Consider the following 16904-nt stretch of genomic DNA (forward strand, 5'->3'; position numbering starts at 1 on the left):
CAAAGCTTCTTTTGAAGATAACTGCCCTAGCCCAGATAGAAGGGAAAATCCTTTTGTGCCGGTGTTCGGCATAAAAGATTACTTCACATTATATTTATTTTAATCGGAGTTCAGTGAACTTCGTTTGGAATGATAGCTGGAAATAGCTCCTGAAAAATAACTTTCAATTTTTAAATTCCAATTAGAAAAAGCTCTCTTCCGGAACTTCGGGGCACTCAAACTTACAAACTTGAAACAAAAAAATCATAAAAAAAGTCCCACATTGCTGTGGGACTTTCTATTTATATATTTCTAATTTTTAATAAACTTCATACTCGAACTTCCTTTATCTGATTTTACTTTTATAAAATAGTTTCCAGTTCTTAACTTTGATATATCAATATTAGAAACCGATTTTGCATTTGGAATAGCGATAACCAATTGTCCTAAAATATCATAAATAGATAATGACTGTATTTCTATATCATGTTTAGCATTAATATTCAAAACCTCACTTGTAGGATTAGGAAACAAAGTGACATAATTTGAAAACTCAAAGTCCTGTGTTCCTAATGTTTTAAACGTTGATATTGCTTTATTGGTTAAAATTGGAAAATTATAGTCAAAATAAATATTTGCATCATTTGTAAAAGAATCTCCTGTGACCAATGTTGGTTTCGTTTTTATTTTGAAAGCAATATAACCGTCATTTGTAGCATCATCAAAAGGCAAATTAATATTCTCAAAAATAAACTCTACTTTATTTTCTTCTGAAATTTTGGTTACAAAAGAATGACTTGAACTTGTTGGAATCAAACTTGTAATATCGAATTTTGATAAATCAATCATATCTTTTACTACAATATTTTGTGCAGGATATGTTCCTGTATTTTCAAAACGAATTAAGTAATGCACGTACTCTCCTATTAATCTTGGCGTAATAACTGATCCTTCTAAGCAAGTTTTATCATTTGGATCGTAAGAACCAACAACAGTTTGATTTAATTCAAATGTATTATCCTGAGGCGTTTTTTCTGTATCTTGCGAGGTAATAGTTGTTTTATATTTTAATATGTCATCGTTCTTAACTGCAGGAATATCTGTTGGTCTGTTTAATTTAAAAGTTAACATTATTTCTTTAGTTTCAAATGGCGCTAAATTTGAAAAACTCCACGATAAAGTATTACTTGTTTGATTTTCTGATGAAGGATCCGAAGTTTTTAAATGTAAAACAGCATCATTGAAAGTTAAATTAACAGTACCTGACTGTGTAATATTTCCCTTATTTCTATACACTAATTTATATTTTGCATCAAAACCCGGACGTGCGGCTTCTGTAGGAATTAAAACAACTTCTAAATCCGGTTGATTTCCATTTGATGAAATACAGAAATCTTGTGTATAAGGACTTTCTTCGGTTGGAAAATTCACAGTTACTGATTCTGGCGAGACTGTAAAGTAATTAGGATTTTCTACAAATGGTCTAATAGAAATCACGCCTGCCTGAACCGGAATTGCATACGAAGAATTATTTGCAGAATAAAAAATGCCCGTATTTGTTCCATTAGTAATTGTATATTTTAAATTTGGAAATATTGAATTGTTTGCTATACATCCCTTATTATCAAAATTATATTTATGTACTCCACTAATAACATAATACGAATTACCCGGAACAAAATTACAATAGGTATTTATTTCACAATTATCAATCCCGCTCTGGGTTAATATCTCTTTATAATAATTAATATTCTCCTCATCTACACATAAATACTTTAGTTTTGGTGCACTTAAGAAATAAGTTTTATATGTTTTTCCGTTTTTTAACAACAAATAAAGCAATGAATTATTACCTGTTAGGCTTACATCAAGTAATTCTTTCAATGGCGACAAATCTAAAAACTCAACTTTAGTCGTAGAAGCTATTAGAATCTGTAAATGCAAGTTCTTTTTTAAGTCTAAAGCTGATAATGACGTGTTTGAGCAATTTAATGTCTCTAAACTTTCTGACCCTGAAATATCTAGAGAAGTTAATAAAGAATTAAAATTACAACTTACATTTTTTAAACCTGAGCATTTTTTTAAATCTAAATTTAATAATTTATTATCACTGCAATTTAAGGATTCTAATGCACTAAGACCTGAAAGATTTAACACATTTAGAATACAATTATTTATGGTCAGTTTTTTTAAATAAGGAAGATTTTCCAGATTTGCTTCTTTAAGAAGCTTGTTTTCATCCATAACAATATCTTCTAATTTTGGCATATCTTTTATTGCTAAAGTAGAGATTTTGTTTTGTGAAGCATTTACACTAATTAGGTTTTTACAAGCTGAAAAGTCTAATTCAGACAATAAATTATGAACACAATCTAATTTTTCTAAACTAACTAAATCAGTTAGATTTATATTTTGCAGCATATTTTGGCTTATGTCTAAAGTTTTAAGTTTTTTTAAGCCTGAGAAATTCATCGCTGTTATGGTAGTACTATTACAAATTAAAATTTCCAAATTAGGAAACTGCGAAAGTCCAACATTTCCTTCTCCTGTTAAATAAGGCTTCATTAAACCTGTACCAGATGCATCAAGCCGTTTTAGATTAAGTCCTTCAAGATTAATGCCGGTCGGAAAATCAGTATTATAACTGCAGTCTAAATCTTCTAAATATACCAAAGGTCTTAAATCTGCTCCGGAAACTCTATTTGATCGATAATTTAAAGATCTAAGATTTTTAAAATATTCAATACCTATAATATTAAACATTTGTGTATCATTATTGTTTTTAGTGCTAACGTCCAGATAATAAACTTGTAGTGCTTCTGAAGCATCAATTTCCTTATCTCCATTAGTGTCAATTATAATATTAACACCATTTTTATCTTTTGCAAAACCATTTTCTGCATTAGCAGTAATCAGTCGGCTCTTAAAAGTCGAATTTGCAAAAACTATATTCTGGCCTCTTAAAGAACTACATAAACATAATACCAGAACTAAAAAGTAGAATTTCTTCATATATATAAATTTTCAACAAAAATAAGTTTTTAAGACTATAACACAACTTTATTTGTTAAATTTTCTTAAAATTAAAAATATAGCGCAAAAAAAAGTCCCACATTGCTGTGGGACTTTCTATTTAGAGGAAACTAAGAATTATTTTTTCTCAGTTTTTTCCATTTTAGCTTTCAATGCAGCTAATACGTCATTGTTATCTCCTAAAGTTGCAGCTGGTGCATTTGTAGATGAGTTAGATGAAGTATTTTCAGTTGCAGTTTTCACGTTTTTCTCTTCTTCTTCACGGAAGATAGCAGTGTGAGAAGCAACTACTCTTTTGAATTCTTTGTTAAATTCGATTACTTTGAAATCAGCAGTATCACCTTTTTTCAATTTCTTTCCGTCTTCTTTTTCAAGGTGACGAGTAGGAATGAAAGCAACGATATCATCTCCGAATTCTACAGTAGCTCCTTTGTCAACGATTTCAGAAATTTCACCATTGTGGATAGTTCCTACAGCGAAAGAATCTTCGTATTGATCCCAAGGATTAGCAGTAGTTTGTTTGTGACCTAAAGATAATTTACGTCCTTCAACATCTAATTCTAATACAACTACATCAAGTTTCTCACCAACATTTACAAATTCAGATGGGTGTTTGATTTTCTTAGTCCAAGATAAGTCAGAGATGTAAATTAATCCATCAATTCCTTCTTCTAATTCTACGAAAATACCAAAGTTTGTAAAGTTTCTAACGATACCTGTATGTTTAGAACCTACTGGGTATTTAGAAGTAATGTCAGTCCATGGATCTTGAGTCAATTGTTTGATACCTAATGACATTTTACGGTCATCTCTATCTAAAGTTAAGATAACAGCTTCAACAACATCTCCAACTTTTACGAAATCCTGAGCAGAACGTAAATGAGTAGACCATGACATTTCAGAAACGTGGATTAAACCTTCAACACCTTCAGCAACTTCGATAAATGCACCGTAATCAGCGATTACAACTACTTTACCTTTTACTTTATCACCAATAGTTAAATTAGCATCTAAAGCATCCCATGGGTGAGCGTTTAATTGTTTCAATCCTAATTGAATTCTTGTTTTCTCATCATCGAAATCAAGGATTACAACGTTTAATTTTTGGTCTAATTCAAGAACTTCACTTGGGTGGTTGATTCTACTCCAAGAAAGGTCAGTAATGTGAATTAATCCATCAACACCACCTAAGTCAATGAACACACCATAAGAAGTAATGTTTTTAACAACACCTTCTAATACTTGTCCTTTTTGTAATTGACCGATGATTTCTTTTTTCTGTACTTCGATATCAGCTTCGATAAGCGCTTTATGAGATACAACAACGTTTTTGAATTCGTGGTTAATTTTTACCACTTTGAATTCCATCATTTTGTTTACATATACATCGTAGTCTCTAATTGGCTTAACATCAATTTGAGAACCAGGTAAGAAAGCTTCAATTCCGAAAACGTCAACGATCATACCACCTTTAGTTCTGCATTTTACAAAACCATTAACGATTTCTCCTGTTTCGTTTGCAGAAATAACTCTATCCCATGATTTAATAGTACGTGCTTTTCTGTGAGATAATACTAATTGACCTGTTTTGTCCTCACGGATGTCAATTAATACTTCTACTTTGTCACCAACTTTTAAGTTTGGGTTGTAACGGAATTCGTTTAAAGAAATAACACCTTCCGATTTTGCATTGATATCAACGATAACGTCTCTATCTGTAATTCTAACAACTACACCTTCAACTACTTCTTCTTGATCTGTAGCGATGAAAGTTTTTGATACTAAGTCTTCGAATTCTTGTAAGTTTTTCTCATCTACTGCATCGATACCTTCTTCGAAGTTATGCCAGTTAAAATTTGCTAAAAACTCTTCTTGTGATTTTAATTGTTCAGACATGCTGATAAAAAATTTGTATTCTGTTTTTCTTGAGTTTCTTAAAGCGATAGAAAAAACAGAAGTTGTTTTACATAAATAGTTGATACCTAATGGAAACTCTTCTCTGCCAAAAGGTTTGCAAAATTAATACATTTTTCTGTAATAGCAAAATAAATCAAAATGATTATCATTCAATTGTTCAGGAGCAGATCTTGTAAGATTTTTCAAGACCTTCAGTCCCGCTTTCACCTTTATCTTTTTCTGTCTGAAAAAGCCAGAAAAAGGATACCGGCTCTATCGGGGCTATATTAGAGATTTAGTAGTCATTAAACACTTTTAGAGCCAAACGCGACAGATTGACTACGCGCAATTACCTTTGTCAAAGTTTTGAAACCAAGAATGTGAGGAGCTTTAATTATTAAACTTTGGCAAAGATTTTAAAGTAATATTTTACACAAAACAGCCCAAATATTGTCATTTCGACGGAGGAGAAATCTTCGCGAGAAGCTCCGTAATCAAAATTGCTAATCTTTGTCGAGTTACTTGCGAAGATTTCTCCTCCGTCGAAATGACAAAAATACGCAGAACCGCTTTAAATATAAGCTTTTCCAAAGTTCCTTACACCCTTGTTTTCAAAACTTTGACAAAGGTTTATTTTAAAATCAATTCAAATAACTTCGGATTTTCAAATCTACTTTCATCTAATTGAAAATTTTTATCATAAAATTTCCACGGAGAATTTGCAAAAAAGTACATTTTATTTTTAATTAACGTAGCTAAAGCCGGCTCATTAAAAACGTTTCTATTATTATCTAAAACCGTAAAATCAATCATTTTATTTTCAGTTTCGTCAAGTTTGTAACGCACAATCCTGATTGGCACTACTCCATTCTGAATCACGATTAATGAATTCTTATAAAAAACCAATCCATCAATTCCTTTTCTAGAGACATTATCAGGAAATTCTAACCAGGTTTCTTTTTTACTCTTTATATCTATTGCTAAAATTCCTTTAAGATAATCAGCGATAAATATTTTTGATTCCTTTTTATTTAATGTAATTCCCTGCAGATTAAAAGCTTCTTTTCGAAGATCCTTCCATAAAACCAAATTCTCTTTTTCTATTTTATAGATTATCGGTTCAGCACTATCCGAAATATAAATATCATTATTTTTACTTACTACAAGATCTCCAAAAACATGATTTCCCTCGATCGTATAACGTTTGATTAATTTTCTGGTTGTTATGTCAATTTTCAAAACTTCACTTTTGCCTTCCATCTCTTTCGAAAAACCTTTCATTTCAGGAATTGCCGAGCAAGTAATCCATAAATATTTCTGATCATAATCTGTCTTTAAAGCAAATACTGAATACGAACAATCCGTAAACCAATCCGTGCATTTACCCTTTTCATCAAAAGAAACAACCTTTTTATTTCGAATACTTGATGACAACCAAAGTTTGTGCTTATCTAAATAAATTAAACCTTCAGGATGCAAATCTTTTTCAGAAAGGCTTAATTTTTCAACAGAGCTTTCAATTGTTTTAGATTGGAAAACCTTAAGTTCTAATAAATCTTTAAAACCTTTGTCTTTTTTAATTGGATCAAAATCAGAGTCATCTTCAAAAGCTATCGTATTATTAGCCAGAACAAGAGTCTTCAAAACGCTTAAAGATTCCTCCTTTTTACCATTTAAGGAATAAGCCGAAGCTAAATTGTAAGTAAAAGTGGGATGCATCGGACGAATACTATCTAATTCTTTCGCCAATTTCAAAAACTGAATATAATCTTTGCTCTTATAGGCTTCTACACTTTTATCATACAAGGCTTTAGTTTGAGAAAACCCTGAAATTGCAAATAAAAGCAATACAAATATTTTAATCTTCAGCATCATTAATACCTTAAAAATGAATTATTAAAGTTATTCTTTTTTATTCAAACAAAAAAGCCTTAAAACAATAAGCCCGACAGATTCTATCAGAGAATTTAAGACTATCGGAGTTACTGCACATGATTACCTTTATCAAAGTTTTTAAACTTTTACAAAGATTTATGAAACTAGCAAATTCTTATTTTCAATTTTTACTTTAAAACTTATTTCAGCTTTTAATGCTTTAAAAACTTTAATTATTGTATCAATAGTAGCGCTATTTGCACTACTTTCCAATTTGGAAATCTGAGCTTTTTTAACACCAATCAATTCTCCAAGTTGTTCTTGAGTTAAGTTTCTTTCTTTTCTTGCTGTTTTAATCATTCTTCCTAAAACATCCATACTAAGCTCATATTCATACTTATCTCTTTCCAATGTTCCTATTTCACCTATATATTCGTCTTTCATTTCAGAAAGAGAATATGACTTAATTACTGTTTTTGCCATAATTTTAGTTTTACTTATTTTCGAAATAACGAATTCTTATTTTATTAGCTCTATCAATTTCGTCAATTGGAACCTTATCTACCTTTTTTAAAAAACCATGAGTTGCAAAAATAAAAGTTTGTTTACTATCGGTTTTATCCCAAAATGCTAAAAGTCTTATTTGAACTCCGCCAAATCTCAATCTAAACTCCCAAATGTCATTTTTCAATTTTTTAAATAATCTGGAATCGTGATTTCTTTCTGTTAAATCAATATTATACAAAAGTTTAGCAATGGTTTTCTTATCCAGTTTTGACACAAATTCTTTTGCTTCTTCTAAAAACCTTGTTTCAAAATATTTCATTCAAATTTTGATATAACAAAAATACCACAAAGTTTCCAAATTTAGAAACTTTGTGGTATTTTTATGTTTATTGTTATAGCAGGTTTTAAAAACCTCTGTAAATTATTTTTTCTTAATGACTCAAATTCTCAATTTCCTTTGGATCATGTTTGTATTTAAATAAAAATATAAATAAAATTAAAATTACAAAAGCATATCCAGCAAATGAAAACCAAACCTCTGGCCACTGAACTCTTTTTCCAATAGTAAAATAACTCACTGTTCTTCCTGCAAATTCACCACCTAAAATAGCGCCAATTCCATTGGTCATCAACATAAATAGTCCTTGCGCACTTGATCTTATTTTACTATCAGTTTCTCTCTCAACAAATAAAGAACCAGAAATATTAAAGAAATCAAAAGCCATTCCGTACACTATCATTGATAAAATAAGAAAAATTACTCCCGAGCCAGGATTTCCAATTCCAAATAAAGCAAAACGTAACACCCATGCAATCATACTAAATACCATCACTTGTTTGATTCCGAATCTCTTTAAGAAAAATGGTATAGTTAAAATAAATAATGTTTCAGAAATTTGAGACAATGAAATTATAAAAACAGAATGCTCAACTCCAAAAGTACCATGGTATTCTGGATTAGAACCAAAATCTCTAATAAACGTATCACCAAACATATTTGTAACTTGTAGTGCCGCGCCTAATAACATTGCAAAAACAAAAAATACCGCCATTTTTTTTTGTTTAAACAATACAAAAGCATCTAATCCAAATTTACTTGACAAAGATTGATTTGAATTTTTATTTTCTGCAGGAACATCAGGCATTGTAAAAGAAAAGAAACCAGTAATAATCATTGCTACTGAAGCAAAAACAAATTGATTTGTATTTGATTTCCAATCTGTTAAATCAGTAACCCACATTGCTATTATAAAACCTACTGTACCCCAAACACGAATTGGAGTAAATGCTTCTTGTACATTAAATTTGAATTTATTTAAAACCGCATAACTAACAGAATTATTTAAAGCTATAGTTGGCATATAGAAACAACTAGTTGCAAAAATAACCCAATACATTTCGGTTGAGTTAGTTGCTTTTGTAGCGAAGAAAATTGCTATTCCAGCAATTATATGAGCAATACCTAAAACTTTTTGAGCACTAAAGTACTTATCAGCAATTATACCTAGCAATGCCGGCATAAATAAACTTGCCCAGCCCATTGAACCATATGTTCTTCCAATCGACAAACCAACACTACCTCCTTCTAATGGGCCAAAAACCTGTCCCATGTAACCTCCCAATGAAATCAACCATACTCCCCAAACAAAAAATTGGAGAAAATTCATAATTGTCAGCCTTAATTTAATTCCCATATGATGAAATTGTCTTTTAGTAAAAATGAAGCGGTAAAACTACCATTAAAAATGATATCTACAAAAAATTAAACAGTTTTAACAACGTCATTTACTAATTCTAAAACAGCTGAAAATTGTTCCTCTTTATTTAAGTAAGAATTATCTATTTCTATTGCATCATCAGCAATTACCAAAGGAGAATCTTCACGGTGCGTATCTATATAATCTCTTTCTACAACGTTTTTCAAAACATCTTCATAAGATACATTGTCACCTTTTTGCTGTAACTCATCAAAACGTCTTTGTGCACGGGTTTCGGCGCTGGCAGTCATAAAGATTTTAAGTTCTGCATCAGGAAAAACTACAGTTCCTATATCTCTTCCGTCCATGACAATAGCTTTGTTTTTTCCCATTTCCTGTTGTTGTTGTACAAGTTTGGAACGCACTTCTGAAACTTCGGCTACTTTACTTACAAAATTAGAAACTTCAATAGTTCTGATTGGTTTTTCGACATTTTCACCATTCAAATACATCTCAGCAAAACCCAAATCTGCATTAAATTTAAATTCTAATTGAATTTGTGGAATTGAATCAATCAAACTTTTTTTATCAAAAAAATCAGGTCCAATAAATTGATTCTGCATTGCAAAATATGCAACGGCGCGGTACATTGCACCAGTGTCTACATAAACATATTCTAACTCTTTTGCTAATTGTTTGGCCAAAGTGCTCTTTCCTGTTGATGAGAATCCATCAATTGCAATGGTAATTTTTTTCAATTTTTTATTTTTTAAATTTTAATTTATTTTATGCTTTAGCCCGATTTTAATAATAAATACTCATCACAATATCTGACTCAGAGTTATCAATTATTTCTGCCATCCTATCGAAGTATTTTTTATTGACCATAGGGCAACCGTAGCTGTTGCAAATATAACCATCTTTCTCTTTATACGGAACATCAAAATAGTGATGAAAAACAATATCTCGCTTAAATGCATTACTATTAGTTTTGTCTAATCCGTATAGTTTATACGCTTTTCCAAACTTTCCAATATAATGATTTCCTATAGCATATTTCCCTAATGAAGTACTAAGCGAATTGGGAACATTACTAAATTTTAATTTTCCTTTAATTCCGGTTTCAGATCCCGAACCATGAGCAACTAAACCTTTATCAATAATTTTATTCTGTTTTAAATCATAAACGAAAAAGCGATTCTTACCCGAAGGAATTTTCATATCTATAAAAAAGGCTATTCTTTTATTGTACTTTGAATTACCTTTTATTACTTTCTTAACTTCATTGATTCTTGCCAGATCAATTTTCTCTTCAACTAAAGAAATGTTTTCTTTCTCTTCCCACAGCGTTTTATAACCAATAAAAAACAGCAGCAATACAAGAAAAACAAAAAAGATCTTCTTCATATGGCATTATTTATTTTGATGAGATAAAATTTAAGGTTAAAAAAGCTGAATAATTTCAAAAAAAAAAGCTGTTGAAAAAATTTAACAACAGCTGAATATTTTAATTCAATTGAAATTGTATGTTATAAACTTTCTAGTAATAAATATCAAGGATGATATTCGACTTAGAACTATCAATTATTTTTTCGATTCGTTTAAAGAATTGCTCATTAACCATTGGACAACCGTGACTATTACTGATATAATAATCTTGTTCTTCATAAGGAACCGCTGAATAATAATGTAAAACTATAGCTCTCTTTAAGGCATTATTATTTGTTTCGTCTAAACCGCTTAACTTATACGATTTTCCAAAACATCCTTTATAGCATTTTTCTACAGAATATCTGCCCAAAGCTGTGCAGTTTGAGTTTGGTGTATTGCTAAATCTTAAACTTCCTTTTATTCCGGTTTCAGATCCTGAACCGTGAGCCACAAGTCCTTGGTCAATTATTTTATTGTTTACCAGATCGTAAACAAAAAAACGATTTTTACCAGAAGGTATTCTCATGTCTACAAAAAAAGCGATTTTAGTATTGTATTTGGGATCAATACTCATCATGTTTCTTATTTCGCTAACTCTTGTATTAATCCTTTCTATTTCCATAGTGGTAATAGAAGTTTCTTCTTTGTAGTAGTGTTTTGAACCCGTTAAAAACCCTACTGTCATAAACAAAAACATACTAAATATTTTCATATAACTATTGAAAATTTAAAATTAGACCAAAAAGACTCGTATTTGCTGCCAATGTATATCTAGAATATGAATAGTTAAATTTTAACTTATTCATTTTTAATCCAAATCCTAATGAAACTCCTGAAAAATTGCGTTGATCTGCCACTCTTAATTCTTCTCCTCTTCTAAAATTATATCCTAAACGCAAATTAAATGCTCTTTTGGGGAAAAGCTCCACACCGAAAACAACATGTCGCAAAGCATTATTCACAAACGAAACCTTCTCGTTGTTTGTTGACCCATCAATATTTGTTTCTCCGCGAACGGGGTTTGAAAAAGAAATATTCCATTGTTGCAAATTTTCTAACGAAAGATGCCAACGAATTGGAACGTGTTCTAATTCCTGAGAAACTCCTGCAATGATTTCAAACGGTAAATTTTCCTGTATTCCTGAATATGTTGTAAACTGTGTTCCTATATTACGAAATACCAGTGCCAAATTTACATCATTTTTTTCAATTTGATACATAATTCCCACATCAATTGCACCACCAATTGAATTATAACTTTCTAAAGTTGAAGTTATTAGCTTGGCAGTAGCACCAATATGCAAATCTGTAAAAGGAATATTATAAGCGTATCCCAATGATAGCGCGCCTTCGCTTCCTGTAAAACTGGATGTTGCCTGACCATTTTCATCATATCCTTCAAATGAACCATAATTTACATAACTCATTCCGGCATAAAATGTTTGAACGTGTCTATCGTAAGTATACGCGTACGAAGCGGTTCCATAAGAAGCCTCTCCGTAGTAACTGCCATAATTCATTGCCAAATGATTATCCATATCTTCATTTAAAGCTGCGGGATTAGACATTACCTGATTCACGTCTTCATCATATATTGTAATCGTTTCACCTCCCAAAGCAGCTTGTCGCGGTGAAGTCGTTAAATTTAAAAACTGATAAGTATATCGACCTCCAATTTGCCCGAAAGAAACTGAACAAACTAAACTAAAAAAAAGTAAAACAAATCGTTTTAACATGCTTTTGGGGCGATTCCTATATGGGAATAACGCAAATGCGAAGATAAAATTATATAACGGATAAAATAAAATTAAAATTAAATTCCAATAAAAAAATTCCAAATTCCAATAGAATAGAAATTCTAATACAAAAATTCCAAATTCCAATCTGAAAAAAAATCAGTTTTTTGGAATTTGGAATTTTATCCCGAAGCTTCGGGATTGGAATTTAACTTTGAAATTTTATTTCAAAGTCTTTGCGTTTTTAACATTTTGATCTGTCAATGCTAAAGCTAAAACTTCACTCATTTCTTTTACATAATGAAAAGTTAAGCCTTCCAGATATTCTGCTTTTATTTCATCAATGTCACTTTTATTTTCATGACATAAAATAATTTCCTTAATACCGGCTCTTTTTGCAGCTAAGATTTTCTCTTTGATACCACCAACTGGCAACACTTTTCCACGAAGCGTGATTTCTCCTGTCATTGCTAAGCTTTTCTTTACTTTCTTTTGAGTTAACAAAGACACTAAAGAAGTCAACATTGCAATACCTGCACTTGGTCCGTCTTTTGGCGTTGCTCCTTCCGGAACGTGTAAATGAATATTATACTTTTGGAAAAGTTCAACATTTAAACCTAATTTTTTAGCATTAGCCTTAATGTATTCTAAAGCAATTGTTGCTGATTCTTTCATGACATTCCCAAGGTTTCCAGTGATTGTCAAAGAACCTTTTCCTTCGGAAATTAAAGATTCAATAAACAAAATATCACCACCAACACTTGTCCACGCAAGACCTGTTACAACTCCTGCAATATCATTATTCTCATATTTATCACGTTCTAATCTTGGCACACCCAAAACGGTTACAATATCTTCGTCTGTTACTTTTTTATTGTACTCCTCCTCCATTGCAACTGCTTTTGCAGCATTACGAATCACCTGTGCGATTTTAGTTTCTAAGTTACGTACACCGGATTCACGTGTATAACCTTCTACAATTTTCTCCAATTGTTTTTTACCAATTGTCAAATCTTTATTAGTTAATCCGTGAGCTTCTAATTGTTTTGGAAAAAGGTGTCTTTTTGCAATTTCAACTTTCTCTTCAATTGTATAACCTGACATTTTTATTACTTCCATTCTGTCGCGCAATGCAGGCTGAATAGCTGACATATTGTTTGACGTTGCAATAAACATCACTTTTGATAAATCATAACCCATTTCAAGGAAATTATCATAAAAAGAACTGTTTTGCTCCGGATCTAAAACTTCTAATAAAGCTGATGACGGATCACCGCTATTTCCGTTTGATAATTTATCGATTTCATCCAGAATAAAAACAGGATTTGAAGTTCCGGCTTTTTTCAAACTTTGAATGATTCGCCCTGGCATTGCTCCGATATACGTTTTTCTATGTCCGCGAATCTCCGCTTCGTCACGTAAACCACCTAAAGAAATACGTACATATTCACGTCCTAGAGCTTCAGCAACTGAACGTCCGATAGATGTTTTACCAACTCCCGGAGGTCCTGTCAAACATATAATTGGCGATTTCATATCGTTACGAAGTTTCAATACTGCCAAATGTTCAATCATTCTTTTCTTAACTTCTTCAAGTCCAAAATGATCTTTATCTAAAATTTTCTGAGCATGTTTTAAATCAAATTTATCTTTAGAATATTCACCCCAAGGCAATTCTAAAAACAACTCTAAATAGTTACGTTGAATTCCAAAATCAGGCGATTGCGGATTCATACGACGCATTTTAGACAATTCTTTTTCGAAATGTTTCTGCGTTTTTTCGTCCCACTTTTTGGTCTTCGCTTTCAGTCCCATTTCGTCCATTTCTTCCTCTTGCGAAACGCCTCCCAATTCTTCCTGAATGGTTTTCATTTGCTGATGTAAGAAATATTCACGTTGTTGCTGATCTAAATCAAAACGAACTTTTGACTGAATGTCATTTTTCAATTCTAATTTTTGCAACTCCACGTTCATATAACGTAAGGTTTCAAGCGCTCTGTCTTTTAATCCGTTTATTGATAACAAACCTTGCTTCTCTTTTACGGATAAATTCATATTAGAAGAAACAAAATTGATTAAAAACGATTGACTTTCAATGTTTTTAATCGCAAAAGTAGCTTCTGATGGAATATTTGGACTTTCCTTTATAATTTGAATTGCCAACTCTTTAACAGAATCTAAAATAGCGGTAAACTCCGTATCATCTTCTTCCGGACGCTCTTCTGCAACTTCTTTGATTGTTGCCGTTATATAAGGTTCTTCTGAAACTACGGTATCAATTTCAAAACGTTTTTTTCCTTGTAAAATAACCGTAACGTTTCCGTCAGGCATTTTCAAAACGCGCAAAATTCGGGCTACAGTTCCTATTTTATGAATATCATCTTTTGATGGATCTTCGTCTTCTTCATTAATTTGCGAAACTACTCCAATGATTTTTCCACCGGCATTAGCATCATTAATTAGTTTGATTGACTTGTCTCTTCCTGCTGAAATTGGAATTACAACTCCCGGAAAAAGAACCGTATTACGTAAAGGTAAAATTGGCAACGAAAGCGGAAGCTCTTCGTTGTTCATTTCTTCTTCGTCTTCTGGAGTTAATAATGGAATTAATTCGGCTTCTGAATCAAATTCTTGAAGTGACAGATTGTCAATGGTAAGTATTTTATGGTCTGACATAATAATATATAAGTCGTTTTGTCATTAAATTTTTAATCCTATCCTTAAATTTAGCCATACACTTTGCAGCTTTTGGAACAACTTCATTAAGTGTTTGATTTACATCATAGGCTGTAAAAATAGACAATGATTATGCCAAAAGCAAAAAAGAAAGTTTTGAAATGTAAGTTTTGATATTTTAACTTCTTAGACAAGGATAATTATAAAGCTGAAAAGAATAATTAAAATCAATTTACGAATTAGTATCTATAAAAAAAATCCGCTAAAGGCGGATTTTAGTAAAATCAAAGATTTTTATTTATATGTAACATTAAAAGCTCCTTCGCTTACTTGAGGTATATCAGTTGATAAATAACACCATAGTGAGGCACTAAATGTCCCGCTAATTGTTTTTTTTGCAATATCATGACTTAGCACCGTAATAGATCCGGATTTACCACTAAACATGTCCTCTGCTTTAAAACTTTTGTTGTAAATTACAACATAATCTGATCCTAAGGTTTCAACAGTGTATGTGCCCGGTTTAACATTCTTTGGTACTACAATTCCAACACTTTCAAGACCTCCTCTGGCACCACTAATACTTATTTGCTGTAGTTTTCCATAAGATACAGACAAAGCAGTTACAGAAGTAGGAATATAATCTGTTCCATCTAATTTTAAAGAAAAAGTATTATTACTATCTGTAGGTATATCTACCGCAAAACTAATATCTGTAAAGGAACCTTTTGTGAAAACTTTTGTTTCATTTTTGTTATTGCTGGGATTATATCTTCCTCCTGTAAATTGGAAAGTTCCTGATATTTTTTTTGTTGTAGTGTTAATAGATACAATAGTTATAGTCGCCGTATCTTTATAATCCGGATACAAAAAATCTGGATCATCATCTGAACCAGATATAAAAGCACCATTTTTATCAGATGAAACATTATAAGCTAATCCTAATACACCCATTTGGGTTACACTTATATTTTTCCAAGTATATGTTCCTGTTTTATTCGAAGGTATAGTAAGCGTAATAACATCTCCTTTTGACGATCTTAAGCCAATAATAGAAATGTAATCATCCGTTACTATTGACTGCACAGAAGTAGAAACAAAAGTTTCACCATCAAAATCGACCTGCAATTTACCGGATCCGGCACTAGGTTTAACTTCTGGAATGGGATCAACTCCAGGAGTAGGGTCAACATCGACAATCGGCTTATCCATAACAGGATTAAAACCAACAGGCTCATCAGTACACGAACTAAAACATAATGCTAAAGTTAAAATTGAAATAAAAAAAATACTAAATTTTTTCATAATTTGGTTTAAATTAATTGCAAACATAAGGTCTTTTATTCATTTTTGAATTACAATTCTTACATTTTATGTAATTTTAACAAACTGACCCGTATATTAAAATTAAAAAAAATAATTTTTCTAAAAAGTGTAACAAACCAAAAAAAGCAAAGTCATTATAAAAAACTAGCAATCAAAACTTGAACATAACCAATCAAAATATCGAAGAATTAATCGCTCTTTGTAAAGAAAACAATCAAAAGGCTCAATTCGAAGTTTACAATCGTTACTGTAAAGCTATGTATAACGTAGCGTACCGTATTGTGAAGGACGAACATTTTGCACAAGACGTCATGCAGGAAGGCTTTTTGAAGGCATTTACAAAAATTAACGACTATAAACAAGAAGTTGCATTTGGAGCGTGGCTAAAAAAAATAATTATCAATTACAGTATTGATTTTTATAAAAGAAACAACGCTTTTCAAGTCGAGGATTTGAGTAAAACACTTTACAAAATAGAAGAAAATGACAGCTTTTTTTCTGAGAATATAGATTTGAATTCCCTTAAAGTGAAACAGGTTTTGGACGCCATTTTATCATTAAAGGATAATTATCGTATGGTTTTGACGCTCTTTTATATTGAAGGTTATGATCAGGAAGAGATTTGCGAAATTTTGAATATTAGTTATGCCAATTGCCGAACAACTTTAAGCAGAGCTAAAGAGAATTTAAGAAAAAAACTAGAGGAAATATGAAATCGCCACTAAAAAAAAGTTTGTGTAAACAAACC

The 16904-nt window shown here is 31.2% G+C and carries 13 protein-coding genes; 1 reads left to right on the plus strand and 12 read right to left on the minus strand.

What is annotated here, in order from left to right; translation table 11 throughout:
- Nucleotides 1-291: 291 nt before the first annotated feature.
- From EAH81_RS19070 to EAH81_RS19125, 12 genes are all read right to left on the minus strand, one after another.
- Complete coding sequence (locus EAH81_RS19070) at nucleotides 292-2991, minus strand: T9SS type A sorting domain-containing protein (RefSeq protein ID WP_140510123.1); 2700 nt, start codon at nucleotides 2989-2991, stop codon at nucleotides 292-294.
- A gap of 138 nt (nucleotides 2992-3129) precedes the next feature.
- Complete coding sequence (rpsA, locus tag EAH81_RS19075) at nucleotides 3130-4908, minus strand: 30S ribosomal protein S1 (RefSeq protein ID WP_089480965.1); 1779 nt, start codon at nucleotides 4906-4908, stop codon at nucleotides 3130-3132.
- Nucleotides 4909-5538: 630 nt separating this feature from the next.
- A complete protein-coding gene (locus EAH81_RS19080) occupies nucleotides 5539-6756 on the minus strand; it encodes a TPR end-of-group domain-containing protein (RefSeq protein WP_140510126.1) in 1218 nt (405 codons plus the stop codon).
- A 183-nt stretch (nucleotides 6757-6939) separates the two neighbouring features.
- Nucleotides 6940-7266: a helix-turn-helix domain-containing protein gene (locus EAH81_RS19085; RefSeq protein ID WP_140510128.1), complete on the minus strand. Its 327-nt coding sequence runs from the start codon at nucleotides 7264-7266 to the stop codon at nucleotides 6940-6942.
- 10 nt (nucleotides 7267-7276) lie between these two features.
- Nucleotides 7277-7609 carry a type II toxin-antitoxin system RelE/ParE family toxin gene (locus tag EAH81_RS19090; RefSeq protein WP_140510130.1) on the minus strand — a complete coding sequence of 111 codons (333 nt, stop codon included), beginning with the start codon at nucleotides 7607-7609 and terminating at the stop codon, nucleotides 7277-7279.
- A gap of 112 nt (nucleotides 7610-7721) precedes the next feature.
- Complete coding sequence (locus EAH81_RS19095; RefSeq protein ID WP_140510133.1) at nucleotides 7722-8984, minus strand: nucleoside permease; 1263 nt, start codon at nucleotides 8982-8984, stop codon at nucleotides 7722-7724.
- 68 nt (nucleotides 8985-9052) lie between these two features.
- Nucleotides 9053-9745 (minus strand): (d)CMP kinase, encoded by a 693-nt coding sequence (gene cmk / locus EAH81_RS19100; protein WP_140510135.1) that lies wholly within the window; start codon nucleotides 9743-9745, stop codon nucleotides 9053-9055.
- A gap of 46 nt (nucleotides 9746-9791) precedes the next feature.
- Nucleotides 9792-10394: a murein L,D-transpeptidase catalytic domain-containing protein gene (locus EAH81_RS19105; RefSeq protein WP_140510137.1), complete on the minus strand. Its 603-nt coding sequence runs from the start codon at nucleotides 10392-10394 to the stop codon at nucleotides 9792-9794.
- A gap of 133 nt (nucleotides 10395-10527) precedes the next feature.
- The gene (locus tag EAH81_RS19110) at nucleotides 10528-11130 is read right to left on the minus strand and encodes a murein L,D-transpeptidase catalytic domain-containing protein (RefSeq protein WP_140510140.1); all 603 of its coding nucleotides are present in this window, start codon (nucleotides 11128-11130) and stop codon (nucleotides 10528-10530) included.
- A gap of 4 nt (nucleotides 11131-11134) precedes the next feature.
- A complete protein-coding gene (porQ, locus tag EAH81_RS19115) occupies nucleotides 11135-12154 on the minus strand; it encodes a type IX secretion system protein PorQ (protein ID WP_140510142.1) in 1020 nt (339 codons plus the stop codon).
- 222 nt (nucleotides 12155-12376) lie between these two features.
- Nucleotides 12377-14830, minus strand: coding sequence for an endopeptidase La (gene lon / locus EAH81_RS19120; RefSeq protein WP_140510144.1), 2454 nt, complete (start codon nucleotides 14828-14830; stop codon nucleotides 12377-12379).
- 294 nt (nucleotides 14831-15124) lie between these two features.
- Nucleotides 15125-16135: a DUF6252 family protein gene (locus tag EAH81_RS19125; protein ID WP_140510146.1), complete on the minus strand. Its 1011-nt coding sequence runs from the start codon at nucleotides 16133-16135 to the stop codon at nucleotides 15125-15127.
- Nucleotides 16136-16314: 179 nt separating this feature from the next.
- Here EAH81_RS19125 and EAH81_RS19130 point away from each other — a divergent pair, with 179 nt between their 5' ends.
- Nucleotides 16315-16869, plus strand: a complete 555-nt coding sequence (locus tag EAH81_RS19130; protein WP_140510148.1) for an RNA polymerase sigma factor — start codon at nucleotides 16315-16317, stop codon at nucleotides 16867-16869.
- The last annotated feature ends 35 nt before the right edge of the window (nucleotides 16870-16904 follow it).

The organism is Flavobacterium pectinovorum (genome assembly GCF_006438875.1).
In the GTDB taxonomy this organism is placed as follows: Bacteria; Bacteroidota; Bacteroidia; order Flavobacteriales; family Flavobacteriaceae; genus Flavobacterium; species Flavobacterium pectinovorum_A.